24 protein-coding genes are annotated in these 24,969 nt (G+C 58.5%); 9 read left to right on the forward strand and 15 right to left on the reverse strand.

Features of this window, described 5'->3' with window-relative positions; translation table 11 throughout:
• Positions 1 to 127 precede the first annotated feature (127 nt).
• On the forward strand, positions 128 to 1,168 hold the full coding sequence (locus RGV59_RS26725) for an alpha/beta hydrolase family protein (RefSeq protein WP_126587173.1): 1,041 nt from the start codon (positions 128 to 130) through the stop codon (positions 1,166 to 1,168).
• A 54-nt stretch (positions 1,169 to 1,222) separates the two neighbouring features.
• On the opposite strand, the gene RGV59_RS26730 is transcribed toward RGV59_RS26725, so the two are convergent.
• Positions 1,223 to 2,434: a YeeE/YedE family protein gene (locus RGV59_RS26730; RefSeq protein WP_017849379.1), complete on the reverse strand. Its 1,212-nt coding sequence runs from the start codon at positions 2,432 to 2,434 to the stop codon at positions 1,223 to 1,225.
• Between the two features lie 139 nt (positions 2,435 to 2,573).
• Here RGV59_RS26730 and RGV59_RS26735 point away from each other — a divergent pair, with 139 nt between their 5' ends.
• Positions 2,574 to 2,849 carry a metal/formaldehyde-sensitive transcriptional repressor gene (locus tag RGV59_RS26735; protein WP_017849380.1) on the forward strand — a complete coding sequence of 92 codons (276 nt, stop codon included), beginning with the start codon at positions 2,574 to 2,576 and terminating at the stop codon, positions 2,847 to 2,849.
• The gene (dmeF, locus tag RGV59_RS26740; protein WP_102618557.1) at positions 2,846 to 3,766 is read left to right on the forward strand and encodes a CDF family Co(II)/Ni(II) efflux transporter DmeF; all 921 of its coding nucleotides are present in this window, start codon (positions 2,846 to 2,848) and stop codon (positions 3,764 to 3,766) included. Before RGV59_RS26735 ends, dmeF begins: the two co-directional genes overlap by 4 nt.
• A 24-nt stretch (positions 3,767 to 3,790) precedes the next feature.
• Here dmeF and RGV59_RS26745 read toward each other — a convergent pair whose 3' ends face one another.
• The 6 genes from RGV59_RS26745 to RGV59_RS26770 form a co-directional block, all read right to left on the reverse strand.
• Positions 3,791 to 4,588, reverse strand: coding sequence for a DNA/RNA non-specific endonuclease (locus RGV59_RS26745; RefSeq protein ID WP_102618558.1), 798 nt, complete (start codon positions 4,586 to 4,588; stop codon positions 3,791 to 3,793).
• A 168-nt stretch (positions 4,589 to 4,756) separates the two neighbouring features.
• Positions 4,757 to 5,722, reverse strand: coding sequence for a fimbrial protein (locus RGV59_RS26750; protein ID WP_102618559.1), 966 nt, complete (start codon positions 5,720 to 5,722; stop codon positions 4,757 to 4,759).
• A 13-nt stretch (positions 5,723 to 5,735) separates the two neighbouring features.
• The gene (locus RGV59_RS26755) at positions 5,736 to 8,285 is read right to left on the reverse strand and encodes a fimbria/pilus outer membrane usher protein (protein WP_256580885.1); all 2,550 of its coding nucleotides are present in this window, start codon (positions 8,283 to 8,285) and stop codon (positions 5,736 to 5,738) included.
• A gap of 113 nt (positions 8,286 to 8,398) precedes the next feature.
• The gene (locus RGV59_RS26760; protein WP_322247122.1) at positions 8,399 to 8,518 is read right to left on the reverse strand and encodes a hypothetical protein; all 120 of its coding nucleotides are present in this window, start codon (positions 8,516 to 8,518) and stop codon (positions 8,399 to 8,401) included.
• Positions 8,519 to 8,550: 32 nt separating this feature from the next.
• Positions 8,551 to 9,078: a molecular chaperone gene (locus RGV59_RS26765; RefSeq protein ID WP_322247123.1), complete on the reverse strand. Its 528-nt coding sequence runs from the start codon at positions 9,076 to 9,078 to the stop codon at positions 8,551 to 8,553.
• A 94-nt stretch (positions 9,079 to 9,172) separates the two neighbouring features.
• Positions 9,173 to 9,694 (reverse strand): fimbrial protein, encoded by a 522-nt coding sequence (locus RGV59_RS26770; protein WP_017845895.1) that lies wholly within the window; start codon positions 9,692 to 9,694, stop codon positions 9,173 to 9,175.
• Positions 9,695 to 10,156: 462 nt separating this feature from the next.
• Between RGV59_RS26770 and arsA the strand changes: the two genes are divergently transcribed.
• The gene (arsA, locus tag RGV59_RS26775; protein ID WP_126587174.1) at positions 10,157 to 11,917 is read left to right on the forward strand and encodes an arsenical pump-driving ATPase; all 1,761 of its coding nucleotides are present in this window, start codon (positions 10,157 to 10,159) and stop codon (positions 11,915 to 11,917) included.
• A 147-nt stretch (positions 11,918 to 12,064) separates the two neighbouring features.
• On the opposite strand, the gene RGV59_RS26780 is transcribed toward arsA, so the two are convergent.
• Positions 12,065 to 12,340 carry a hypothetical protein gene (locus RGV59_RS26780; protein ID WP_017845893.1) on the reverse strand — a complete coding sequence of 92 codons (276 nt, stop codon included), beginning with the start codon at positions 12,338 to 12,340 and terminating at the stop codon, positions 12,065 to 12,067.
• A gap of 299 nt (positions 12,341 to 12,639) precedes the next feature.
• Between RGV59_RS26780 and RGV59_RS26785 the strand changes: the two genes are divergently transcribed.
• Entirely contained in the window at positions 12,640 to 12,870 is a 231-nt protein-coding gene (locus tag RGV59_RS26785) for a hypothetical protein (RefSeq protein ID WP_017845892.1), read from the forward strand.
• Positions 12,871 to 13,091: 221 nt separating this feature from the next.
• Here the strand turns inward: RGV59_RS26785 and RGV59_RS26790 are convergent, their stop codons facing one another.
• The 3 genes from RGV59_RS26790 to RGV59_RS26800 all read right to left on the reverse strand — a co-directional run bounded on the left by RGV59_RS26790 (position 13,092) and on the right by RGV59_RS26800 (position 16,614).
• On the reverse strand, positions 13,092 to 14,105 hold the full coding sequence (locus RGV59_RS26790) for an isocitrate dehydrogenase (protein ID WP_079444408.1): 1,014 nt from the start codon (positions 14,103 to 14,105) through the stop codon (positions 13,092 to 13,094).
• A 548-nt stretch (positions 14,106 to 14,653) separates the two neighbouring features.
• Positions 14,654 to 15,898 carry a malic enzyme-like NAD(P)-binding protein gene (locus tag RGV59_RS26795; RefSeq protein ID WP_017845890.1) on the reverse strand — a complete coding sequence of 415 codons (1,245 nt, stop codon included), beginning with the start codon at positions 15,896 to 15,898 and terminating at the stop codon, positions 14,654 to 14,656.
• Positions 15,899 to 16,383: 485 nt separating this feature from the next.
• Positions 16,384 to 16,614, reverse strand: a complete 231-nt coding sequence (locus tag RGV59_RS26800; protein ID WP_017845889.1) for a hypothetical protein — start codon at positions 16,612 to 16,614, stop codon at positions 16,384 to 16,386.
• 141 nt (positions 16,615 to 16,755) lie between these two features.
• On the opposite strand from RGV59_RS26800, the gene RGV59_RS26805 reads away from it, so the two are divergent.
• Positions 16,756 to 18,417 carry a SulP family inorganic anion transporter gene (locus tag RGV59_RS26805; RefSeq protein WP_026139891.1) on the forward strand — a complete coding sequence of 554 codons (1,662 nt, stop codon included), beginning with the start codon at positions 16,756 to 16,758 and terminating at the stop codon, positions 18,415 to 18,417.
• A 60-nt stretch (positions 18,418 to 18,477) separates the two neighbouring features.
• Here the strand turns inward: RGV59_RS26805 and RGV59_RS26810 are convergent, their stop codons facing one another.
• From RGV59_RS26810 to RGV59_RS26820, 3 genes are all read right to left on the reverse strand, one after another.
• On the reverse strand, positions 18,478 to 18,663 hold the full coding sequence (locus RGV59_RS26810) for a ribbon-helix-helix protein, CopG family (protein WP_017845887.1): 186 nt from the start codon (positions 18,661 to 18,663) through the stop codon (positions 18,478 to 18,480).
• A 131-nt stretch (positions 18,664 to 18,794) separates the two neighbouring features.
• Entirely contained in the window at positions 18,795 to 18,962 is a 168-nt protein-coding gene (locus tag RGV59_RS26815; RefSeq protein ID WP_017845886.1) for a hypothetical protein, read from the reverse strand.
• A gap of 295 nt (positions 18,963 to 19,257) precedes the next feature.
• Positions 19,258 to 20,643, reverse strand: coding sequence for a PLP-dependent aminotransferase family protein (locus tag RGV59_RS26820; protein ID WP_046483922.1), 1,386 nt, complete (start codon positions 20,641 to 20,643; stop codon positions 19,258 to 19,260).
• Positions 20,644 to 21,059: 416 nt separating this feature from the next.
• Between RGV59_RS26820 and RGV59_RS26825 the strand changes: the two genes are divergently transcribed.
• The 3 genes from RGV59_RS26825 to RGV59_RS26835 are packed head-to-tail and all read left to right on the forward strand — an operon-like array spanning position 21,060 to position 23,674.
• On the forward strand, positions 21,060 to 22,085 hold the full coding sequence (locus RGV59_RS26825; protein ID WP_126587175.1) for a TauD/TfdA family dioxygenase: 1,026 nt from the start codon (positions 21,060 to 21,062) through the stop codon (positions 22,083 to 22,085).
• A 28-nt stretch (positions 22,086 to 22,113) separates the two neighbouring features.
• Entirely contained in the window at positions 22,114 to 22,899 is a 786-nt protein-coding gene (locus tag RGV59_RS26830; protein ID WP_017845884.1) for a sulfite exporter TauE/SafE family protein, read from the forward strand.
• A gap of 22 nt (positions 22,900 to 22,921) precedes the next feature.
• Positions 22,922 to 23,674 (forward strand): SDR family NAD(P)-dependent oxidoreductase, encoded by a 753-nt coding sequence (locus RGV59_RS26835; RefSeq protein WP_046483925.1) that lies wholly within the window; start codon positions 22,922 to 22,924, stop codon positions 23,672 to 23,674.
• A 324-nt stretch (positions 23,675 to 23,998) separates the two neighbouring features.
• Here RGV59_RS26835 and RGV59_RS26840 read toward each other — a convergent pair whose 3' ends face one another.
• Positions 23,999 to 24,940: an aromatic alcohol reductase gene (locus RGV59_RS26840; RefSeq protein ID WP_046483927.1), complete on the reverse strand. Its 942-nt coding sequence runs from the start codon at positions 24,938 to 24,940 to the stop codon at positions 23,999 to 24,001.
• Positions 24,941 to 24,969 lie beyond the last annotated feature (29 nt).

Genomic DNA, 24,969 nt, shown 5'->3' on the forward strand with positions numbered 1-24,969 from the left:
TCGGATGTTCGAGTAGCGGGAACAGCGTGTTCAGCCAGAGGTCGCTCGTGTTGGGCTGCTCGCGAGTATCTGGCTGGGCCGCCTTTCAGGCTATGATGCGGCGCTCACATCAAGGACGATAGAAACCGTGAAAACCGCCCTCACCGCTCTGCTCCTGATCTGCCTGACCACGCCCGCGCTCGCGGTCGACAACGCCATCGGCTTCCAAACCGCTACGCTGGCCGATGCTCACCATGAGCGTCCGCTGGAGATGGTCGTCTGGTACCCCGCCACCACCACCGCAACCGCCGAACCGATCGCCGACAGCGTGGCTTTTATCGGCGCCCTCGCGGTGCCCAACGCACCGCCGGCGAGCGGCGAGCATCCGCTGGTTGTGCTCTCCCACGGTTACGGCGGTAATTGGGGCAATCAGGCGTGGCTGGCCAGTGCATTGGCGCACCGGGGTTACATCGTCGCAGCGGTCAATCACCCGGGCACCACCACCAGGAATCGCAGCCCGCAAGCCGCCGCGCAGTTATGGCAACGGCCCAAAGACGTGAGCCGGGCCATCGATGCGGTGCTGGCGCAGCCGAAGCAATTTGGCGCGATCGCCAAAAACCGGATCGCTGCGGCAGGCCATTCCCTCGGTGGCTGGACCGTGATGGAACTCGCCGGGGCACGGTTCGACCCCGACCTTTTCGCCCAGGACTGCGACGCACACCCGAAGTTGGGCGGTTGCATCGTCTACCACCAGATCAACCCCGCCAACACGCCAGCCGCAAAGGCCCAACTGGCCGCGGACCTGCGCGACAAGCGCGTCAGCGCCGTGGTGTCATTGGACCTGGGCCTGTCACGCGGCATGACCGACGCCAGCCTGGCCGCACTGCCGGTGCCGACGCTGGTGATTGCGGGGGGCGTGCCCTCGGAGGATATGCCCGCCGAGTTGGAGTCCGCCGACTTGGCCAGGCGCCTACCAACAGCCTCGACGCGCTACGTAGCGATCAGCGACGCCACCCACTTCAGCTTTATGTCGATCTGCAAGCCCGGCGCGGTGGCGTTGATTGAGGAAGATTCGCCAGGCGATGGGATGATCTGCCGGGACGGCGACGGCGCGCGGCCACGGCAGGTGATCCAGCAGCAGGTCGTTGCGCTGATCACACAGTTTCTGCAGCCGACACCCCACAATTAAAACAAAGGGCGGCTCAAGACAAAGCGCATCGGGGCAGCACGTGTGCGAGCATTCTCAGCACCCGCTCAACGCCACCTGCGGCCGCTCGCCGGCAAAGAAGAACGGGCGCAACCGCACGCCGACGCTGTTGCCGATGAACGCCGCCACCAGCCACACCCAGCCATGCAGGCTGCCGGAGGCGATGCCACTGAAGTACGCGCCGATGTTGCAACCGTAGGCCAGGCGCGAGCCGTAACCGAGCAGCAGGCCACCGATCACCGCCGCCATCAGCGAGCGCGCAGGAATGTTCAGGTTGGGGGCGAAACGCCCGGCCAGGCCGGCGGCCAGGAGCGCACCGAGGACGATGCCGATGTCCATCACGCTGGTGATGTCTTCCCACACCGGCGCGGCCAGAGCCTTGGCGTTGCCCGGCATTTGCCAGAACGCCCAACTGCCCACCTCCACACCCAGGCCACTCGCCACCTTGGCGCCCCACAGCGCGAACGCCGAGGTGATGCCCCAAGGCCGCCCGGCCAGGGCCAGGGTTGCGTAATTGAGCAGGGCCAAGCCAATCGCGCCCCACACCAAGGGCCAGGGGCCACGCAGGAAACGGCGCAAGCCTTGGTGTTCGCTGGTCACGCCGGCTTCCAGTTGACCATGACGGGCCTTTTCCAGGCGCACGCTGACGGCTGCGATAAGGCCGAACACCGCCAGGTTCAGAAGCAGCGCCGGCATGACGCCGACACTTTTGACGATCGACGTCGCCGGGAACGCCGGCAGTGCAAACCACCAGCCCACATGGTGCGTGGCGATCAACGAACCACAGATAAAGAAGAACAGCGTCACCAACATGCGCGCATTACCGCCGCCCACGGTGAACAGGGTGCCCGACGCACAGCCGCCGCCCAGCTGCATGCCGATGCCGAAAATGAACGCACCGAACACCACCGATACCCCGGCCGGCGCTACCAGCCCGACCACCGGCTGGCCGAACAACGTGCCCGCCCCCAGCGCCGGGAAGAACAGCAATACCGCTATCGCCAGCATCACCATTTGCGCACGCAAACCGGCGCCGCGCCGGTCATTGATAAACACCCGCCAGGCCGAGGTGAAACCGAAGGCGGCGTGGTACAGGGTCAAGCCCAGCGCGGCGCCGACGACCAGCAACAGCACCTGGCGCATGCCGACAAGGTTGTGCAGGAATACGGCGCCCAGCACCAGGAGCGCAAAGGCCACCAGGGGCGCGACAGGCTTGCGCGCAGAGGTTGTGGAAAGAGAGGTGCTCATGAGGTATCTCAATTCATTTGAAGGGGGTTGATGACCAGATCGTCGAGTATAAACCGAGAGGGCCTGTCTCTCGGCGGAAGATTGCATAGGGGGGAGGGGTATGCCATGCTCCGCGCCTCATAGGTAGGGGGGGTATATTTTGAGCCATATAGCGGCCAATAAAGACAGTCTGATCAAGCGCGTCAAGCGCATTGCCGGTCAGATTCAAGCGGTGGAAAGAGCGTTGGAATCGGACAGCGATTGCGCCAAGACCCTGCACCTGGTCGCCGCCACACGCGGCGCCATCAACGGCTTGATGGAAGAAATCATCGAAGAACATGCCCGGGCGCATGTGGCGGACCCATCCCTCAGCGAGGAAGAACGCAACCAGGGCGTCGAAGAGTTGCTTGAAGCCATTCGGCGGTACTCCAAATGAGCCTTGATCATACCCACGAGCATGTCTTCCTCGGCTCGGCCCACGAAGAAAACGCCAAGCGCACCTTATGGGTGGTGATGTTGACGGTGGTGATGATGGTCGCGGAAATCGCCGCCGGCGCCCTCACCGGTTCGATGGCCCTGCTGGCCGACGGTTTTCATATGGCCACCCACGCGGGTGCGTTGGGCATCGCCGCCGCGGCCTACGCCTATGCCCGACGCCATGCGTCGAGCCCGCGTTTCAGCTTCGGCACCGGCAAGGTCGGTGATCTGGGCGGCTTTGCCTCGGCGCTGATCCTGGCGCTGGTGTCCCTGGGCATTGGCATCGAGTCGGTCATGCGCCTGTTGCAACCGACCGACGTGCAGTTCGGCACCGCGACGTTGATTGCCGTGGTGGGGCTGGTGGTCAATATCGTCAGTGCGCTGTTGCTCGGCCACGGTCATAGCCACGGGCATGACCACGAACACGAACATGCCCACGGCCACCATGGCCACGATAACAACCTGAGATCCGCCTATGTGCATGTTCTCGCCGATGCACTGACCTCGGTGCTGGCAATCGCTGCGCTGCTGGCGGGGCGGTACCTGGGTTGGGTCTGGCTGGACCCGGCGATGGGTATCGTCGGCGCCATCGTGATCGCACGCTGGGCCTGGAGCTTGATGGGCGTGACTGCCGGCGTACTACTCGATCAGACCCATGAGCATGTTGCTGCGGAGATCCGGGAGCTGGTGGAACAACCGGGCGACGCGACGATTACCGACTTGCACGTCTGGCAGGTAGGGCCCGGTGTGCATGCGGCAATCGTGAGCGTTGTCGGCCGCTCCACAGCGGATGCCGACAGCATTCGCGAGCGCCTCAAACCGGTGCATGAAGTGAGTCACCTCACCGTCGAGTTTCGCACGCTCGATGTGGCGTAGCGCGACGCCGGGTGACGCCCCCTCTTACGTGCGCCCTACTGACCCGGAGACCGGAAGATTACCGAGCAACTTCAGCCCGGTACTCTTCACGAACGCGTCATAGTCCATTGGCCGCTGGATGCGCGTCTGCGCGTTGGGCAGCACGTAAGCCCAGGCGCGTTTCGACGAAGCGTCGTACACCAGCTTGAACAGGCGCGTCGGCACCCAGACCTGGTTGTCGCCGATGGTGCCGTAGCCGGGGTCAAACAACGGGCCGGTGAACACAAACACATCACCGCCAGCGCGCTTGGCGAACTTGCGCACATCCGCCTCGACCTTGCTCCAGATCTTACGGTTGTTGGTAGGGTCTTGCGGCACCATGTTCGACAGTGCAAACGACTGCGCCATGGCATGGGCGTTCGGTGCGTCGGCGGCCGGCGACTGGTGGCCACGGTCGAAGGCCGGATGCTGGCTGTGGTAGTCACTCAACTCTGCACGGCCATCCTTGGGGATGCGCGGGTCGGGGTAGAACAGGTTGGTGCGCTCCTCGCCCTTGGCATCCTGCAATTGCTCGGCGTTCAGGCGCTCGACCACCACCAGCGGCGTCTTGCTGGTCTGCGAATAGAGCACCGCAAAATTGTCCGAACACAGGGCCAGGGGCCGCATGCTGGCGGGCACGGTGGCAGTGTTGATGGGTTTGGCGGCGGGGAAAAGATCGGCACAGCCATCAAAGGAGGCACGTTGTTCGGTGGCCGTGTAGAGGTCAGGCAGACTGCGGGCATGGGCCGCGGTCGAGAGTAAAACAAGGGCCGACAGCCCGACTGCAATGTTGCGTAGGTACATGTTCTAGATCTTTTGGCTGAGGATAAACCGACAACCATCAACGATGGTGCGGGGGCTGTTGACCGTGAAAAACCAGGTTAGTGCCGCAGGGCTGCGCCTGCTCTAGCCCCGGCATTACAGCAGAAAATTCCGACACCCCGCAGCGCTACGTCCGACCCTCGGGTTTGGTCAGTTGTAGGTCATGGTAAACGTCGCGGTGCTGTTGGCCTGGCCGGCGGTAACGCTGGCATCGGTCTGGTAGTAACGTGCCACCAACGGGATTGCATAGGGGCCGTCGCTGACCGTAGTGCCCGCGGCAATCGGCGTTCTAAGCGTGACGGGGGCATTGTTGTAGTAGAGCCTTACGCCAACCCCGGTTGCGGCGGTAGGAGACGCATTCAGTGCCAGCACCCCAGCAATCCCGGAGCTGTGGGCGTTGCCATCCAGGGCAACTTTGACCCGTGTATTGGCATCGCAATCGAGCGGGATGGAAAAGTTGATTTCATCTCCCGCGCTTCCCGGGCCGGTGAACTGGCTTCGCGGCACATTGCCCATGGGCACAGGGATGGACGTATTGGAGACCGAACAAGCGACGGGAATGATGGTATTGGTGCCGGACAGGCTGGCGTAAGCAGCATAAAAATAATTAACGATACTGCCTGAGGCGAGTCTTCCATTCGTCAGAACACCGGCCCCAACTGCCCCCGAAGTGGTTTTTACCAACTGCACGGTAATTCCGGGTTCAGGCAGCGCAACAGTGCTGGGCCCGTTAAAGTTGACATCGTAAGGCATAGCGCCGCCGAAGAATAATACACGAATCCCCACACCCGCTATATTGGTGTTGTATACGTTATTCCCATATGCACTGATGACTCTGAACTGTTCCATTGCAAAGCGATGCACATAATTCACACTGCAGCCGTAAAAATACCGGCCACCATTGTAGGCGCCGGTATTGGCGGTTGCCAAAACCGTGCCGATGGGAGTATCACGCTGGACAATCAACGTTCCAAAATTTACCGTTCGCGTCAACGCCGACGACACGCCATTGTAAAAACGGCACGATGCCAATGCGTTATTCGATAACACCGTTAAAGCCCATGCCGCACTGCCAAAACAGAAAAACCTAATCAGCGTCCGTTGTACACCCAGCATAAAAAGCCCTCGATTAATTGCATGACACCGATAACGTCCTGATGATTGAAAAAGGCTGCGACCCTTCAATGGATATCGGTAAAACAAAAGCTGCCGTGCATTGTTGGTCCGCTTGCTCGCCCCACTGAACCTTCACTTCACCCTGTTCCGGCATGCCGCTTAGATAAACCTCCCCTTCCAGGCCGACAATGCCGCTGCTGGCAAACGTCGTCGACTCTTGCACCAGCGTTGCGCTGGCGCCGAACGTGACGGGTTTTCCCTGATATGTGAGGGCCATCAGTACCCGGCTGCCGACGCGGGTCTGGAAATCCGCGAGCACCAAGGCGCCACGGGTCGGGATGACCGATTGGGTATTGGCCTCGATGTCGATGTCATCGGCCAGTGTTTCGGTGCTCAACGCAATGCGGTTGCGACGATAGGTGCTGACATGAGGAACCAGCGCATAACCGCGCCAATCGGTATTGACCCCAGTGTTGTTTTGCACTTTGACCCCGGCAGCGCCAGGCGCGCGCACCAGCGCCATGGTTTCGCCCTGGGGTTGGGAGAAGGTGATGCCGAACGGGTGCGCAACGACGCCACCCTGTGCGCCATAGTTGAGTTGTCGGGAGTGTCGCTCGTAGTTGTAACCGAGCTTGGTTTCCGCGTAAGCGCCTTTATACGTCGCGTGAGCATTGCCGCTGTTGCCTTGCCCTGGGCTGGCATAGCCCTGGCTGACGCTGTAGATCAGATTATCGTCCGGCAGCGTCGCGCCACTGAGCCCCAGTTCGTGGGCGGTCTTTCCCTGTGCATCGGTATTCAGGTTGTAATTCACCCAGCTATTACGCAGAGCACTCCCCAACGGCAACTGGATATTGAATGCCAGTTGCTGGTCATTGCGCTTGCGCCCGTTATACGCGGGGGTCTGCGTGTAGGCATAACTCAAACCGTAGGTCACGCCGCCCCGGCTCAGGTTATAACCGGCACTCAGGCTCCGTTCGTAACCGGTTTGTCGCCAGAAGTCCTGCTGATAGCCATTGATATAAAAGTTGCCGTATTCGCCCAGGGACTGGTTGATATTGAGTTGCGCACGGCTGCGCCGGTTATACAGGCGTCGCCAGTCATTGAAGTTGCCGGGGTCGATCTCATTGGCTTCCTGGAAATCGTAATAACCGCTGGTGGAATAACGGTAACCGGCCAGGGTGAACGTGGTGTTGGTGGCCGCGATATCCTTCGCATATTGAAAGCGCACCGACTGGCCATCGTGCCGGGAACCCTGGCGCAACTCGGTGCGGGCCTGGCTCACATCCATGGAAAGCGAGCCCCATTCGCCAAACCCGTGGCCGACGCCCAAGGACGTCGCCGAATACTTCGCCGAGGCAAGGACACCCGTGTACACGGTGGTGTCGCCGGGCAACCCGTAAATCAGCGTACCCTGGGCAAATGCGGGGGTGCTGCTCTTGCTCGCCGTCGAACGGTATTCGCCCGCGACCAGCGAATACTTGAAGCGCCCTTCCCGGACCATCACCGGCACCGCCGAAAAAGGCTGAATCGAGCTGCGCACGCTGCCATCGGCCTCAGTGATGGTGACTTCCATATCGCCGCTGGAAGACGTGGGGTACAAATCCGTGATTTCGAATGCGCCGGCGGGCACATAAGTCTGATAGATGATGTAACCGTTCTGGCGCACCGTCACCTGGGCGTTGCTGCGGGCGATGCCTCTCACCACCGGAGCGAACCCACGCAGGCTGTCGGGGTACATGTTGTCGTCCGAGGCCAATTGAATGCCCTGATACTGCACGCTGTTGAACAACTCCCCCGGCGTGAAGCTGTCCCCCACGACCAACTGGCTCTTCAACGAATGCACATCACGCTGAAGGTACGTATTGAGGCTGGCCCATTGGGCTCGGCTGTCACCTTGGGTGTAAGTCGAGTAGTTACGTAGCCGCCAGGCGCCCAGGTTCAACCCGCTGCGCAGGTTCAGGTAGTAATTGTCATCGCTGCCGGAACGCCCTTCGCGCCGGGTGTTCGCGCCGCTGAAACTGTAATTGAGCAGCGCGGCCGGCAGGCCTTGGTCCCACTGTTCAGGATCAATCTGCCCGCGTGCTTCACGGGTGAGCGCCGCTTGGGGAATGCTGATGTCCAGACGGCGCTGATGAAAGTTGAACACGCTGCCCGCATCTGGAATGTATGCCTGCAGGTTGCTGATGGGGGTTTCCTGGGGCAGTTCGCGCAACGCAGGAAACGCCTGCAACTTGACGCCCATCTCCTGTAATTGTCGTGGGGTAAGTTCAGGTTGCAACAGACCGTCCAGCGCAACGAAGTTAATATCGCGACTGGCTATTCGTCGGTCGTTCAAGTAGAGGTCCACTGAATAACTTCCAGGCAACTGCCCGCCCTGATTGGAGAATGCGTCGAGGTCGACCCACGTTTGTTCTGCATTGTCGATCTCCAAGGCACTGGCATTGAAATACTCACGCGCCAGCGCATTGGACGAACACAGCGTAATGCCTATCATGCATTTGAGTGCATGCGCGGCCAGCACCTTTAGTTTCAGGCGTAGCATTCCATTATTTATAGCGTTCATATAAGAAGCCCCGCAATCCGGGCAACACAGTGCCCGCCACCCCAACACCAAAGGGCGGTTGATCCAACGCATTAACGAAACAGGTAGCCGTTAAAACTAACAGCCCTTATGAATTAGAGTGGCGCACTGGCCTGCGGCGTAATACCGCCATAATCATTGATGGCTTGCCAACTGACGGCTCCACTTGCACCTTCCGGCATCGACCAGGCCAATGTACTTTTGGGAGCAACCATACCGGCATCGTTAATAACCTGGTCACCCACGCTCACGCGAAAAAAGACACGTGATACGCCGTAGGGTTGTTGACCTGCAACGCTTTACCTACCCGCGTAAAGACCAGTGCCTTATAAGCATTCAGCGACTCTCCTGGCATTCCCGGCGGGCGATAGAAGAGTTTTATCCGACTCTTCACAGAAATCAGCAGTTGGTTTTCTTCGGTTTTTTCCGAGGCGGGAATCGACTTGATATTCACCCAGAACACCGACTCTCTGTCCTGCGGAAAATCCCCTCCGGTGCGAATGATGCGCAGCACATTCTCCTGCTCGGCATCCAGCCGAAACAGCGGCGGCGTCATGATAAACGGCGCCTTGCCAGGTGCAGTCTGCGCCCCGTCATCAACCCATGACTGAATCAGATACGGTTTGGTCTTCTCGGTGTTTTTCACCGAAATCGAGGCTTCTTTCCTTGAGCCGTCGTACACCACCCGCGTGCCCCCCACCACCACACCCGCAATAGCCGTATGCACCGTACCGACCAGCAGGCCGGCGGTTAACATGTATTTCAGCCACCCCATCGACGTATCTCCTACCGACGCTTTGCTCAAGCCTGCACGTGAGCAAACCCACTTGTTGAGAAGGCCGAGCAGCGTGCCCGGCCTGTCTTAGTGATCAGTTATAAATAACTGTGAAATCACTGACGGCGTTGCCGGAACCGGCCACCACTGGAGCGGTTGCCACATATTTGGCGAAGAAGTTGAAGGTGGTGTCGGCTACCGGAGAAAGAGGCTTGCTGACGGACGGGGAGCCCACGGGAATCAACGTAGCGGCATCCCCCTCATACACACCGATCGCCACACCCTCGGCGGTTCCAGCCCCACTCGTCAGGGCAATCAAACTGCTGTTATTCCCGTCGGTCGGGCCATCAAACTTTACGACCGCGCTGGTGGCCGTGGCCGGGCAGTTAGTCAGGACGATATCGAACCGGGTCGGGGCTGCGGTATCGCCGACATTGGCCAATGCCGTTGAACTGACCGTCCCCATTGTCACCGTCTGATTGGCAGTACCGGGTGTAACAGTACACGCGGCATCGGTGATCGTACCGGTGAAGTTAATAGTGCCGTCCGCCGCATGGCTGAGCGCCGAAAATGCAGAGCACGCCAACAATGTGCATACGATTAATTTTTTATTCACACGACTATTCCTTATCACGTCAAGTTATGCAGGCATTCAACTAACTACTGGGGAGCAAGTCTCAATGCCAACCTTTTTCTAGAGCAAACAGCTCCACAGGCGGATGACTGTCAGCCAGCTCGTCTTTGCTTTTCAGATTTGCCCTCTTGTTGTGAGAGAGCGGCGTCGATGATCAAGGCTTTTTAAAGAAATACCTACGTCGAAAAATCGGCGTGTGCTGTGGGGCTTTTCTCTGTTTTCCAATTATTTGAATTGCAGCACGCTCGACGATGTGATCCGCAGGGCAAAAACCAGCCAAACAGGCTGTTCACTTGGGCTGTGGATTACTGCCCTCTTCCGACAGAACACTCCTCTATCAGGACGGTAAAAATTACCGTTTGATTGATATGACCCCATTGGCGATTCTGAACATCGGTCTAAACTGCAAAACCCAGTCATGCTCCGCAAGGGAGTCAGCGCGCCATGCAGCCCACCCTCAAATTGCTCGATCAACCCACCCGATATATGTTCTTCACCGGCAAGGGCGGTGTCGGCAAAACGTCGGTCTCAACCGCGGTATCACTCGCACTGGCCGAGGCCGGCAAGAAGGTACTGCTGGTCAGCACGGACGCCGCCTCGAACCTTGACGAGATGCTCGGCGTCGAGCTGAGCAATCAGCCTGTCGCGGTGCCGCACGTGCCTGGAATGTTCGTGCTCAATATCGACCCAGGGACCGCAGCAATTGACTATCGGGCCCGGGTGATCGAGCAAATGGGCGACCATGCCCGCGATGAAGACATCGCCTTGGTGCGTGAGCAACTCTCCGGGGCATGCACGACCGAAATCGCAACCTTCGATGAGTTCTCCCACCTGCTGTCGCAGGGCAGCGCGGCGTATGACCACATCGTGTTCGATACCGCGCCCACGGGGCACACGCTCAGATTGTTGAGCCTGCCAAAAGCGTGGAGCGGCTTTCTAAAAGGCAACGATCGTGGCGCATCATGCCTGGGGCCGCACTCGGGCTTGAAAATGCAGGAGCAGTTGTTCAATCAGGCATTGGTGGCGCTCAATGATCCAGCCCTGACCACCGTTGTTCTGGTGACGCGCCCTGATAAAGGCGCGCTCAGCGAGGCTGCACGCTCCAGCGACGAACTCCGTGAACTGGGCTTGAACCACCAGCGCCTGGTGGTCAATGCTGTATTTAAACGCAGCGACTTGAATGACCCGATCGCCGCCGCGATCGAAGCTATGGGCCAGCAAGCGCTCGACGAGATGCCCGCGTCACTGCGCCAGCTTTCAGCCGACTACATCCCACTCAAGGCCGTGGATTCGGTTGGCTTGCCCGCGCTTCGCGCACTGCTGACACCCGAGCTTGCTGTCCCAGCCAGCATTGCAAACCCAGTACCGTCGCGCCTGGAATATCCCGCACTCGCGGAATTGATCGCCGAGTTAGCCCACGACCAGCGCGGCCTGATCATGGTCATGGGCAAAGGCGGTGTGGGCAAAACCACCATTGCCGCCGCCATCGCCCTGGGACTGGTACAGCATGGCAAGTCCGTACACCTGAGTACGACAGATCCTGCGGCGCATCTGGCGGTCACCCTCAATGCCGATGTGCAGGGACTCAGCGTCGGCCGCATCGACCCTAAGGTCGAGACCCAAAAATACGTGGACAAGATCGTCGCCTCCCGCGCGCCAAGCCTGACGGAAGACGAAACCGCCTTGCTCATCGAGGATCTGCAATCCCCGTGTACCGAAGAGGTCGCGGTGTTCCACGCATTTTCCCGCGTGGTTGCGCAAGCCAGAAGCGCGTTCGTGGTACTCGACACGGCCCCCACAGGTCACTCCCTGCTCCTGATGGACGCCACAGGCGCCTATCACCGCCAGATGGTTCGCGAATTCAAAGGCAAAGCCTCGGACCACATCGTCACGCCGTTGATGCGCCTGCAAGATGCCGACTACACCAAGATCATCCTCGTCACGCTGCCCGAAGCCACCCCGGTGTCGCAGGCGGCAGCGCTGCAGGATGACTTGCGCAGGGCCGACATCGAACCGTTTGCCTGGGTGGTCAATAAGTCGTTGCTGGCCACCGATACGACAGACCCGCTGCTACGAGCGCGCCTGGATAGCGAGCGCAAACAAATGGTGAGAGTGGCCGAAGAAACCAACCATGCTGTCATCGTAGTGCCGTGGACGGCGGAGCCGCCGGTTGGCGTCGCCGGGTTGAAGCGCTTGCTGGATTGAAGTGTCGCTCGGCTTGCTCACACCGTGCGCCTGGATGACTGGAACGACACCAGCAAAAAAGCCTGCATGGCTGCAGGCTTTTCTCTATCTGGCACGACCTGGCTGCGCTCAGCCAAGCGTACTGTCGATCAGAGCCGTGACTGCCCGTCAGTCTTCAGACCCTGCTCTCAGCACCGAGACAAAGCGTTCCAATGAAGGATCTTGCTCAGCGTGCCGCTTAATCCGGCCGATGAACATCCACTCATATTCCGCCCAAAAAACCCGAGCAGTCTTGGGGGCTTTGCAGTCGAATACAACTTGATAGATCCCTGTTTCTCGCTGCCGAACGACGACGCATTGCTCAAGGCCAACCAACAGTCGCTGCCCTGGCTCCAGGGGTGGAGCATTCAGCGCAAGGCGTTTCTCAATTGCTGTTTTGCGCATGATGACTGTCGTCCTTAAAATTCAGAAACCTTATGCATTGAATCAAAAGCAAAGCCAGCCGCATGGCGGTGTGCCTTGAACGCCAGGGCATCGGGCGGACCCGCGTGGCTCAGGCGCTTCGACAGCTCTGCACACGACTATCCTCCACTGGATCATATGTGCATAATATTATCATGCAGTGATAATAGAAAGGCAATCGACGTCGCCCTGGCCTCAGGCCCGGACGAGGTCTTTTGATTGATTGCCAGGAGGCAGAGACATGCATGAAAGCAGCACTACGTGAGCGCTTGGAGACCCGTATGAAACGTGAAGACGTAAAAACCAAATACGCTGAAGGCATTCAGTTTGATACCCATTTGATTGCCAACCCGGCCAACACCCAGGAGTGGATCGTCTTCTTTAAAAAGGATGCCGGAAGAAGCTTCTTCCTAGTCAATGACAACGAAGAAATCGAACCTTTTCGGTACCTTGATGATTTGATTCATGAGCTGCGCGAAATCGGTATCAAGGTAGCTGAAATTCATTTCTGAATTGTTTCCTTGGCACCTCGCGCATCTACAAGTGCGATCGCAGCAAATAATGATGTTGGATTAACGTCTATTAACGCCAACGTTACGGCAACAAAAGACTGCTGGAGGACTCGAGTATCGGAAGGTTTTCCAGCCAGCGGCCCTACGGGCAGGTCCGCGTGGAGCACACGTAGAAAGTCGCCAGCTCGCAGTGAGCTGGCGCGCGTTTCCTGACGCTCTACTCAGGCACGCAAGTAGGCCACCAAGGCATCGGCGAAGGACTCAGTGGTACCGGCCCCGCCCATATCGGGTGTCACTTGGTCACGGGAGTTTTCCAGAACAACGCGGATAGCGGTACGAATGCGCGTGCCCTTGTCCACCATGCCCAGGTAATCAAGCATGTCTGCGGCGGCCAATAACAATGCACACGGGTTCGCGATGTTCTTGCCGGCGATGTCCGGTGCCGAACCGTGGACCGCTTCGAAGATGGCTGCATCGGCACCGATGTTGGACCCCGGCGCCAAGCCCAACCCACCGACCAGGCCTGCGCACAGGTCTGAAAGGATGTCGCCAAACAGGTTGGTGGTGACGATGACATCGAATTGATGGGGATTCATCACCAACTGCATACAGGCATTGTCGACGATCATCTCGTGGAATTCGATTTCCGGATAATCCTCGGCGACCTCACGCGCCACGTCAAGGAACAGCCCGGAGCACGACTTGATGATGTTGGCCTTGTGTACCGCGGTCACTTTTTTGCGACCTTTGCTACGAGCCAGCTCGAACGCGTAGCGCACGATGCGTTCGGAGGCTGTGCGTGTTACGCGAATGCTTGCCAGAGCGACTTCGCCGTCTTCCGAAATACTTTGCCCTTCTGGCAGGTACGCCCCTTCGGTATTTTCACGCACCGTGATGATATCGATACCTTCGAAGCGCGAACGAGTGCCGGGGAAACTGATCGCCGGTCGGACGTTGGCGTAGAGATCGAAGTGGCGGCGAAGGTGGACGTTGATCGAGGAGAAGCCGCGGCCAATCGGCGTGGTCAGAGGGCCTTTGAGTGCGACGCCGTGTTTGGCGATCGTATCGATGGACGCGGGCGGCATCAGCTGCCCATGCTGCTGCAAGGCCTCCAAGCCGGCCTCAACGAAGTCGTACTGAAGATTGCAGTCAAGGGCATCGAGTACGCGTAGCGTCGCTTGCATGATCTCAGGGCCGATGCCGTCACCCTTGATGATTGCGATGGTTTTGCTCATGGTCTCTTCCTTAACAGCGCTGTGTCAGCCTGCTGTATTGATGGGGTCACTGAGACTGGTGTCACGAGTCTGCTGATAGGCATTGACTGTCTGACGGCTTTCACCGCGGCAGAGTGCTATGTTTCATCCTCCGCGCCGTGACCGCGCAGGTCATTGCGGATCAATTGACGAGCGACCTGAACGGGTGTCAGCTCTCGCTATGGATGCGGCGGTTACAGGTGAGCGCCCGGATCAAGCGTGCAGTCATTTGCTCCATCGATGACGCGCATAACATTAACATACAATGCTAATTCCACGTGGTAGAAAGCAGCGTTTTCCGGATGATACCAAGGTCTTAGAACGCCTGTGCGTGACAGGGTGAGATCGCTTTTAGGCAGGCATAAAAGGAAGACGGGTTGTGGCTCGGATCATTCAAGAACGGATGATCTTGCAAATGGCGGGCTGTCGATGTTCAGGGGCTGCGGCGGCCGGATGTCCGCCGAGTGCGACAGCTGCCAACCGTGCAAAAGGTCGTGCAACTGCCGCACATCAGCCTGATTGACCTCCGCTTACAGCGGGTAGTGCGCCGGGTAATGCAGCTTCGCAACACCGGTGTCGATAGCGGCCTTGGCCACTGCGCCGGCGATTGCCCCGAGCAGGCGAGCATCGAGCGCTTTGGGGAGAATGTAATCGCGCCCAAACTCAAGCTTGTCGACGTTGAACGCTCGCAGCACTTCCACAGGGGTTGGCTCTTTGGCCAATTGGCGCAGTGCTTCCACTGCCGCAATTTTCATCGCTTCGTTGATCCGGGTTGCCCGAACATCCAGGGTGCCGCGGAAGATGAATGGAAAGCCCAGAACGTTATTGACCTGGTTCGGGTAGTCGGAGCGACCGGTCGCCATGATCAAGTCATCACGCGTGGCCATGGCCAACTCGTAGCTGATTTCAGGATCGGGGTTCGAGCAGGCAAACACGATCGGCTTGGGAGCCATCGCCGCCAGCGCTTCAGCCGGAAGCAGATTGGCGCCAGACAACCCCACGAACACATCGGCACCGTTCATGGCTTCCATCAACGTGCGCGGGCCACCGTCGTTAACGAATTGTGCTTTGTATTGGTTGAGGTCTTCGCGCGCCGAGTGGATGACACCGGTGCGATCGACCATGTACAGATTGCTTTTTTGCGCGCCAAGGCTGAGCAGCAGGCGCATGCACGCCGTGGCTGCGGCACCGGCGCCGAGGCAGACGATTCTCGCGTTCTCCAGCGTTTTGCCCTGAATCTCCAGCGCATTGAGCATGCCGGCCGCGGTGACGATGGCGGTGCCGTGCTGGTCGTCATGGAAGACCGGGATGTTGCACTGTTCGATCAGTGCGTCCTCGATTTCAAAGCACTCAGGGGCTTTGATGTCTTCCAGATTGATCCCACCAAAGGTGTCGGCGATACGCACGACGGTGTCGATAAAAGCCTGGGAACTCTCGGCATTGACTTCGATATCGATCGAGTCGATACCGGCAAAACGCTTGAACAGCAACGCTTTGCCTTCCATGACCGGCTTACTGGCCAAGGGGCCCAGATCGCCGAGACCCAAAATGGCCGTACCGTTTGTGATCACGGCCACCAGATTGCCTTTTCCGGTAAAGCGATAGACGTTCTCCGGGTCCTTCGCGATTTCGCGAACGGGCTCGGCCACGCCAGGGCTGTACGCCAGTGCGAGTTGAGCGGCGGTATCGGCAGGCTTGGTCAGCGCGATGCCGATTTTTCCTGGGGTCGGGAATTCATGGTAATCCAGTGCAGCCTTCTTGAAGTCGGTAGTCATGCGAGCCCCTAATTAGACGTTGATTACAATATTATGTTAACACTATTATAATACAAGGCAACGAGGTCCTGAGCCACAGACCAGGATCGAGTTGCCGGCTTGAATGCTGTTGACGAAGGGGTTTGTCAGCCAGCAGACCAACGCTATTGGCCCTAAGACTTCAGGGCGGGCCTGTATTTTTTGGCCAATAGAGCCCTCCTATGCTTGAACCCGTTTAGGCCACCTTGCGTGGCCTTTTTTTGCGCGCTCGAAAGCCCGGCGCGCTACGCACCAAGCACGACACACTAGGACTCGGGGGTTTGCTTATCGCGTCTTGGAGCCGCCCTACGCACTTCGACAATCGCGTAAGGGCGTCGACGCGGCTCATGGGGCCGGATCAGCGTTGATCCGTGTCAGGCGATCGCGAAAAAGGATGGGGGGCGTCGATTCTTTCTTTAACAGAACTCAATCTTTACTGACCTGCTCAACGTTTCTGAGGGTGGCTGTCAGAAATGTACTTCGGCAGATTTGATACCCAGCTCGCGAAGCTCATGGATCAGATCATCGAGGCGTCCAAATGACTCCACTTCCTCGTTGTCATTGACCAGAAAATAGCTTCTCCCGGCATCCTTTTTGAAAAGAATGATCCACTCGTGCGTGTTGGCCGGGTTGGCTATCACATGCGTGTCAAAGTGCATGCCTTCCCCGTGTTTGGTTTTGACATCTTCGCGTTTCATGCGCGGTCTCCGAGCATAGGGTTCAGCTCTCTGAGCACTGAATCTAGAGCGTCGCCGGTGTTGTACCGAGGCTAGGCCAATTGCTTTGCTATTATCATAACGTGTGAATAGTATGCACATGCCACCAGAACGAGGCTAGTCATGATTGCGATACGAGAAGCTTGGAAAGCGGGCTTGTTAGGGCGCGAGCATTGGCTTGGAAATATCGTCTCAGGGATCATCGTCGGCGTCGTGGCGCTGCCCTTGGCCATGGCATTTGCGATCGCCTCCGGCGTCAAGCCGGAACAGGGGATCTACACGGCCATTGTGGGTGGTTTGCTGGTTTCGCTGTTCGGCGGAAGCCGGCTGCAGATTGCGGGCCCCACAGGCGCATTCATCGTCATTCTGGCCAGCGTGACAGCCAAGTACGGCGTTGATGGCTTGCAGGTCGCGACAATGATGGCCGGGGCAATTTTATTGCTGCTCGGCATCACCAAACTTGGCGCACTCATCAAGTTCATCCCTGACCCGGTGATTGTGGGATTCACCGCCGGCATCGGGGTGATCATTTGGGTCGGGCAATGGAAAGACTTTCTGGGCTTGCCGAAAATCAGTGGCGAGCACTTCCACCAGCGGCTGTGGCACCTCATCCAGGCATTCCCCAACCTTCATGTACCCACGACACTGTTGGCCCTGCTGAGCCTGGCGCTGGTGATCCTTGCACCTAAACTGCCGGGTTTAAAGCGTGTTCCCGGCCCGCTGATCGCGATGGTCGTGGTCACGGCATTACATGCCTATTTTCAGTTCGACGGCGTGGCCACGATCGGCAGTGCATTTGGGGGCATTCCTCAAGGCCTTCCCCAAATCGGCCTTCCAGCAATAACGCTGCCCCAGGTCATTGAGTTGATTGGCCCTGCGTTTGCAATCGCGATGCTTGGGGCTATCGAGTCACTATTGTCGGCAATTGTCGCCGACGGGATGGCCGGCACCAAACATGACTCCAATCAGGAGTTGATCGGACAAGGCATTGCCAACCTGGTCACCCCTCTGTTCGGTGGCTTCGCTGCGACAGGGGCGATCGCTCGAACGGCCACCAACATCCGCAATGGCGGCAATAGCCCAATCGCGGGTATTGCCCACTCCCTCACGTTGATTTTGCTGATCTTCTTTCTGGCGCCGCTGGCTTCGGATATCCCGCTTTGCGCATTGGCGGCGATCTTGTTCGTGGTCGCTTACAACATGAGCGAACTGAAGCACTTCAAGCGCATGGTCAAACGCGCGCCCAAAGCCGACGTTGCCATCCTGCTAATCACCTTCGGCCTGACCGTTTTCAGTGACCTGACGATCGCCGTGAACATTGGGGTGATTCTCGCCATGCTGCAATTCATGCGTCGCATGGCGTCCTCTGTCGAGGTACAGCTAATGGTCGAAGATGAGCTGGAGGCAGAGTTGCGTACAAATGGACATGCACATCTTCCTCCCGGTGTTTTGGTCTACACCATCGAGGGGCCTCTGTTCTTTGGCGCCGCAGAAACCTTTGAACGTGTTTTGGCGCAAACGCACACCGATCCCAGAACGTTGATTATTCGCCTGAAGCGCGTGCCGTTCATGGACATCACGGGCTTGCAAACGCTGCTCGAAGTCATTGAGCAACTGCACAAGCGCGGCATTGTCGTAAAGCTGTGTGAAGCCAATGAGAAAGTGCTTGGCAAACTCGACCGGGCCGGGATTCTTCAGGTGCTCGGTTCACAGCATTATCATGCGGACTTCAATGGCGCACTGGTCAGTCATACCCAGATCAACGAGAGTCAGGGCGAGACGTAGGAGACAGTGAATGACGCGCGATGAGCAGGCACTTGTCGTGCCCGCTCATACAGGGATGAATTACTTGGCATTGGCCGCAATTTTGCTTTTGGTCGCGTAGGACACGCCATGCGTCTCGAGATAGTCCCGAATCAGCTGACGAACGACCTGAGAAGGTGTCAGGTCCTGAGACGCGCAAAGCTCCTCAAGGGCTTTTTTCTTGACGGGATCAATGAGCACAGTCAGTCGTGCAGTCTTGTTTTCCATGGAATTGCCTGTCGCCTAAATCGATCAATGATAATCAAATTATAATAGCAGGGCATTCATTTGTCACCGCTTAGGTTCGCCGCTGCACTGTTCGATCCGAAAGCCCGAGCACCTTCGAAAACACATGGTGGTCACGTAGCGGGGGCGATTACCAACTCCGACGGAAATCCTTTCTCCATCATCGAATGAAGCTCAAATGCGCTGGTGGTCTTGAGTTTCGTGCCTTCACCAAACAGCAGCGGTAAAGGCCTGGCCGGATCGTATGCTGTTGCTTGTAGGGTTTTGCTCGCCGGAATCATGCCCTCCCCCCTCCGCCATATGGCTAAAAAAAAACGCCAACGGCAAAGAAAGCCATCCGACGATGGGCAGCCAGATCACACGAACGCTAAAAAACCGCGAGGCCGAATGGGTGACTGGCCGCGCAAGGTTTTGGGCGAGTCGTATCATGAAAGGACTAGGCTGACATCCGGTTTGCCAACTCTCGCGGCAGAGAAGGTGAGCCGAGGAACGTCGCACGAGCGGCGCTCAATCTTGAGAGCGCAAAAGACCTCAAGACAATCGCCTTCAGGCCTCCCGCCGACCTCCCCACAACAATCAATAAAACAACCGCGGCTCCGGCGCAGCCAGCAGGCTGACCAACTTGGTCAACGCAAACCCCAACTCCGCACGGCTAGGGCCCATCAGGGCGATGCGTACCCCACGGGTGCTGGCGCTGCGCTGGGCCAGGAACTGGCTGCCACTGACCACGATCACGCCGTTGGCGCGCGCGAGGTTGGCGAACTCGTCGCTGGTCCAGGGCTCGGGCAATTCGAGCCACACATGGAAGCTGTTGGGTTGGGTGCGAATGTCGTACGAGCCCAGTAGCTGCCGCGCCAGGCGCTGGCGCTCCGCGGCTTCCTCCTGCTGCACCCGCACCAATTGCGCCCCACGGCCACTGGTGATCAGGTTGCTGGCCAATTGAGCCATCAACGGCGACGGCATCCACACACTGCTGCGCACCATGGACGACAGCCGCGATAGGGTTTGCGGCGGCGCGTACAGGTAACCGATGCGCAGGGCCGGTAACAAGCTCTTGGACAGGCTGGTCAGGTATACCGAGCGCTCCGGGGCATAGGCCGACAACGGTTTGTGCGCGGGGCGTGTCTCAAGAAAGCCGTAGATATCATCATCGATGATGTACAGGTCAAACTCGCGGGCGATCTCGGCGATTTCCAGGCGACGCGATTCGGGCATGATCGAGTTGGTGGGGTTCTGGTGCGTGGCCACCGTCACCAGCAGCGTGGGCCGGTGCTCGATGCACGCGGCCCGCAGCGCCGCCGGTACCAGGCCGTACTCATCGACCTGCACCCCGTGCAGGCGACGGCCTAGGCTGTGGGCCAGGGAGATGATCCCCGGATAGCAATATTCCTCACACAGAATCATATCGCCGACGCTGGACAGGCCGCCGATGGCCACCAGCAAGCCGTGTTGGGCACCGGCCGTCAACACGATCTGTTGGGCGTTGGCGTCCGGCAGGCAGCGCTGCACCCACAACGCCCCGGCCTCCTTATGCACGGAATGGCCGCCGTCGGTGACGTAATCCAGGATCGACCCCAACTCGGGCGCCTGCGCCAACTCCTCGATTGCTCCTCGCAGCCAGTCGCTCATGCCGGCGTCGCAGGGCTTGATGATCGACAGGTCTATCTGCCCGGTATCTACCTTGGAGGCAACGCCGAGTCTGGCCACCGGCGCCAAGACACCGCGGGTCGGCAGCACGAAGGTGCCTCGCCCCACTTCCCCGATCACCAGGCCGCGCTTGGCCGCCTCGTCGTAGGAGCGGCCGATGGTGCCCGGCGTCACTTTCAACGCCTCAGCCAGCTCCTTGAGGGTAGGCAGGCGCTCGCCCGCGGCCAAGTGCCCGGAAGCGATGTCACGCGCCAGTGCGTCGGCGATCATCAAGTAAACCGGCTGGCCATGGCCGCTGTATTCAGGAACCCACATAGGAACGACACCAGAAACAACTGAAGCGCGAAATCCTACCATGAAATTTTTCATAAGCGTAATCGCACAACAATCGACTCAATATTAGTCGATTCAAAACATTACACCGATCAAATGCATGTCATTTATTTTCTACCGAAACACAAGACTTCAGCCGTCACCGCAAGGCAACGCGACCGAATTTTGCACGGAGCATCTGCACCATAGGGGAGGGAAAGTGCAGTCCGGCAGCAGCTGCTGCAGATTTTATTGCCAATTAAAATCAATAAAATCATCAGGTTATGATCAGTCAAGCGAAACAATGTCAATTTAGGTATCAAAAACATATTGAGTCGATTTATTTCAAGGAATTAGAATTATTGCATCGATTCAATATTTTTTACCCATCCACATCAAAATATGGAACTTCACCTGAAATGGAAAGCGCAAACCTCAAGACCGCAGTCGACGCCACCACAGCCCTGGAAATCCGACTGCCTTGGGTCATAGCCAGCGCCTGGCAAGCGGTGCTGAATCAGACGCCACTTGAGTTCGAACACAACCGGGACATCTACTTCCAACTCAAAGAGCAGGCGCAGGACGTGCTGGGCACGACGCTGACCGAGCAGATTCGCTCCTTTGTCGATAACCCGCAGTTGGCCGCGCTGACCATCCGCAACTGCCCTCGTGATCGGGACACACCGCCAACGCCCTACTCCGGGGTCTTGAGCCCGCGCAGCACACCCATCGCCTGCCTGGTCAGCCTATCGATTCACAGCTTGCTAGGCATTAACCCAGTGGTATACGAAGGCGAGAATGACGGCCGTCTGTTCCGCCACGTGATCCCGTCGCGCAACGCTTCGAGCCAGAAAAGCTCCCACGGGTCGCGCCTGCGCTTCTCCTACCACGTCGACAATCCAGACCTCCCGCTATCTTCGGAAAACGTCGACACGCTCTCCTGCTGCCCCGAATACCTGTCGTTCTTCGGCATGCGCTGTGACCCACGCATCAACACGACGCTGGTCAATGTCGACGAGCTGGTGGCTGCACTGCCTGCCAGCACGGTTAGTGAACTGACCGCGCCACAGTTCGTGATTCATCGCCCCGACTCCTTCACCAGCAACCGTCGCAAGACCGCCGAGCTACCCGTGCTGGTGCGCGGCTTGAGCGGCGAATGGCTGTGCCGCATGGACTGCGAAAACACCCACGCAATTAGCCTCAAAGGCGAGTGCGCGCTGAACACACTCAAAGCACTGCTCAACTCTCGCCAGTTCGATGAGCCACATCTGCTGCTGCCCGGCGACTTCATGATCTTCAAGAACCAGCGCGTGCTGCACGCCCGCGACGGTTTCGAGCCGCAGAACGACGGCGCTGATCGCTGGCTGATCCGTCTGTTCGCGGTCAACGACCTGACCCGTGTGCGCCACAGCCGCGCCGACCACCTTTACGAAGTCCTTTCCTGACCGCCACATTGACTAAACAGGTACCACCATGGAATTACTCGGATCGTTCTGGGCCCAGCACTGGATACTGGCCATCATGCTGCTGGGCACAATCGCTTTTGTCGCCGGCTTCGTAGACAGCATTGCCGGGGGGGGCGGGCTGTTCCTAGTGCCTGGTTTCCTGCTGGTGGGGCTGCCGCCGCAGGTAGCGCTGGGCCAGGAAAAGCTGGTCAGCACCCTAGGCACTCTGGCCGCCATCCGCAACTTCTTCGCCAACAGCAAGATGGTGTGGAAAGTGGCTCTGGTGGGCGTGCCGTTCGCGCTGCTGGGCGCTTACATGGGCGCCCACCTGATCGTGTCGATTTCCCCGGAAACCGTGGGCAAGATCATCCTGGCGCTTATCCCTCTTGGCATCTTGATCTTTCTCACGCCCAAGGACCGGCCGGTACAAGAGCACACACTCAGCAACCGCATGCTCTTCACCGTAGTGCCCCTGACCTGCTTGGTCATCGGTTTCTACGACGGCTTTTTCGGGCCGGGTACTGGCAGCATGTTCATCATCGCCTTCCACTACCTGCTGAAGATGGACCTGGTGTCCAGCTCGGCCAACTCGAAAAGCTTCAACTTCGCCTCCAACATTGGCGCGCTGGTCGCCTTCATTGTGGCCGGTAAGGTGGTGTACCTGCTGGCCCTGCCCCTAGTGGCCTGCAACATCCTGGGCAACCACATAGGCAGCGCCCTGGCCATCCGTAAAGGTAACGATGTTGTGCGCAAGGTGCTGGTGCTTTCGATGCTTTGCCTGTTCGCCAGCCTTGGCGTGAAGTACCTGGCTTGATTCAACCCTCAAGGAGAACCTGATGAAAACTGCATTTGTGACCGGCGCTTCCGCTGGCTTCGGCAAGGCCATCTGCCGCGCATTGATCGCTGACAATTACCGCGTGATCGGCGGCGCCCGCCGCGCAGATAAATTGGCGGAACTGAAGCGCGAACTGGGCGAGCACTTCATTGCCCTGCCCCTGGACGTGACAGACGCCGCCTCGCTGGACGCGGCTTGCGAATCGATTCGCGACGCGTCGCTGCACATCGACCTGCTGGTGAACAACGCCGGCCTGGCACTGGGTATCGACCGCGCCCAGAGCGCCGATGCCAAGAACTGGGAACGCATGATCGCCACGAACGTCACCGGCCTGGCCATGGTCACCCACAAGCTGCTGCCGGCCATGGTGGAAGCTAACAACGGGCTGATCATCAACATCGGCTCCATTGCCGGCACGTATCCCTACCCGGGCGGCAACGTATATGGCGCCAGCAAGGCCTTCGTTAAACAGTTCAGCCTGAACCTGCGCGCAGACCTCGCAGGCACCAGGGTACGGGTCAGCAACATCGAGCCGGGGCTGTGCTCGGGCACGGAATTTTCACTGGTACGCCTGGCCGGTGACCAGGACGCGGTGAACGCGCTGTACCGCGACGTGGAGGCAATCCGCCCTGAGGATCTGGCCAACACGGTGGTGTGGATCGCAGGCCAGCCGCCGCACGTGAACATCAACTCGGTGGAAATCATGCCGGTAGCCCAGAGTTACGCTGCGCTGAACATCGCCCGCAACCTGTAGCCCGGGCATGCCGGTGGCTGGCACCAGGGCAGGGATTTATGCCGGGCCAAGCGTTGCTATAACGCGCCACTACCCATGAAGGAGTCTTATGGATACCGCGCGACACCGCCAATACCCAGCTCACTTTCCGGTAGTCGCCCGTAAGTGCAGCTTTACCAGGTGAAACGACTGCAGTGACTTTCATGGGGCTTACCTCTGAATCGAAGGATCAGAGACAGCTTCATGCAAATCACGCTGGGCGCTTTGGTTGTTGGGTCAACCCTGTCTAGTCCTGAAATAGGTGTAAACCTATTTCAGGACTAGACATCTGGCAGCCCCTCCCATTCACTTCAGGTTCTGCTCAATCCAACCGGCCGTCGTCGTCAGATCAATACCGTGTGCGGCGTTGAAGGTCTGACTCTTATCCCAAGCGACTCCTTTACCTTCAGCGAACACAGCCCGGTACTTGCTTAGCTGGTCATTCGGAGCAGCATCGAGATCGTTCTTCAATTTGGGAACGCTCCATTCGATGCGAGATACCGTGCGGTTGAGTCTTGCATCAATCGCATCCGCCAACTGTGCGTAGGTCAGAGTGTCTCCGGCCACGAAGACCACCTGATTGGCAAGGCGAGGCTTGGCGAACACAATCTTCGCCGTCAGCATCCCTATATCTTCTGGCGTAGTAACGGTGACCTGAGTATCCCAACTGCCTAGCGCATGAACAGTGTTTTTTGCCAGGTCAACCACGCCAAACGCTGGCTCGAACAAGAAGCTTGTAAACATCCCTGTGGAGACGATGATCCATTCGGTTGTGCGCTGCGCACGCAGTAGTTCACGGACCTCAAGTTGCTCATCAAACAAATCCTGCGCACTGCCTTTGCCAATCACGTCGTAGTCCACGCCAAACTGCCACGGCACGTAGCGTTTTACACGTGCCTGAAGCACAGCACGGGTGAGTTTCAGCTGGGTGCCGGCACCGGCGATAAAACCTACGCAACTGATGATCGTGTCGAATCGGGCGAAATGCTCGGCAAGCTCCTCAACTGAATCGTTAATGACGTCAGCCTGCAAAATGGATACGCCTAACCCACGGAGTTCTTCAATGGCCTGCGCTTTAGAAGCGTCTTGAATCACGGCCACGGGTGGACGCAGAAGCACGCTAAGACGAACGCCTGCATCCTTCTTGTTTGGCACAGCCCTGGCCAACTCGCGCAGCACGGACATGCCGAGTTCACCGGCCCCCAGCACCAGAATGTTGTCGGTTTCCACTGGTTTTGGCGCTTGCATGAATGTTCTCCAATGTGCAGATCAACGTG

This window comes from Pseudomonas sp. FG1 (genome assembly GCF_034313875.1).
Lineage (GTDB): Bacteria > Pseudomonadota > Gammaproteobacteria > Pseudomonadales > Pseudomonadaceae > Aquipseudomonas > Aquipseudomonas veronii.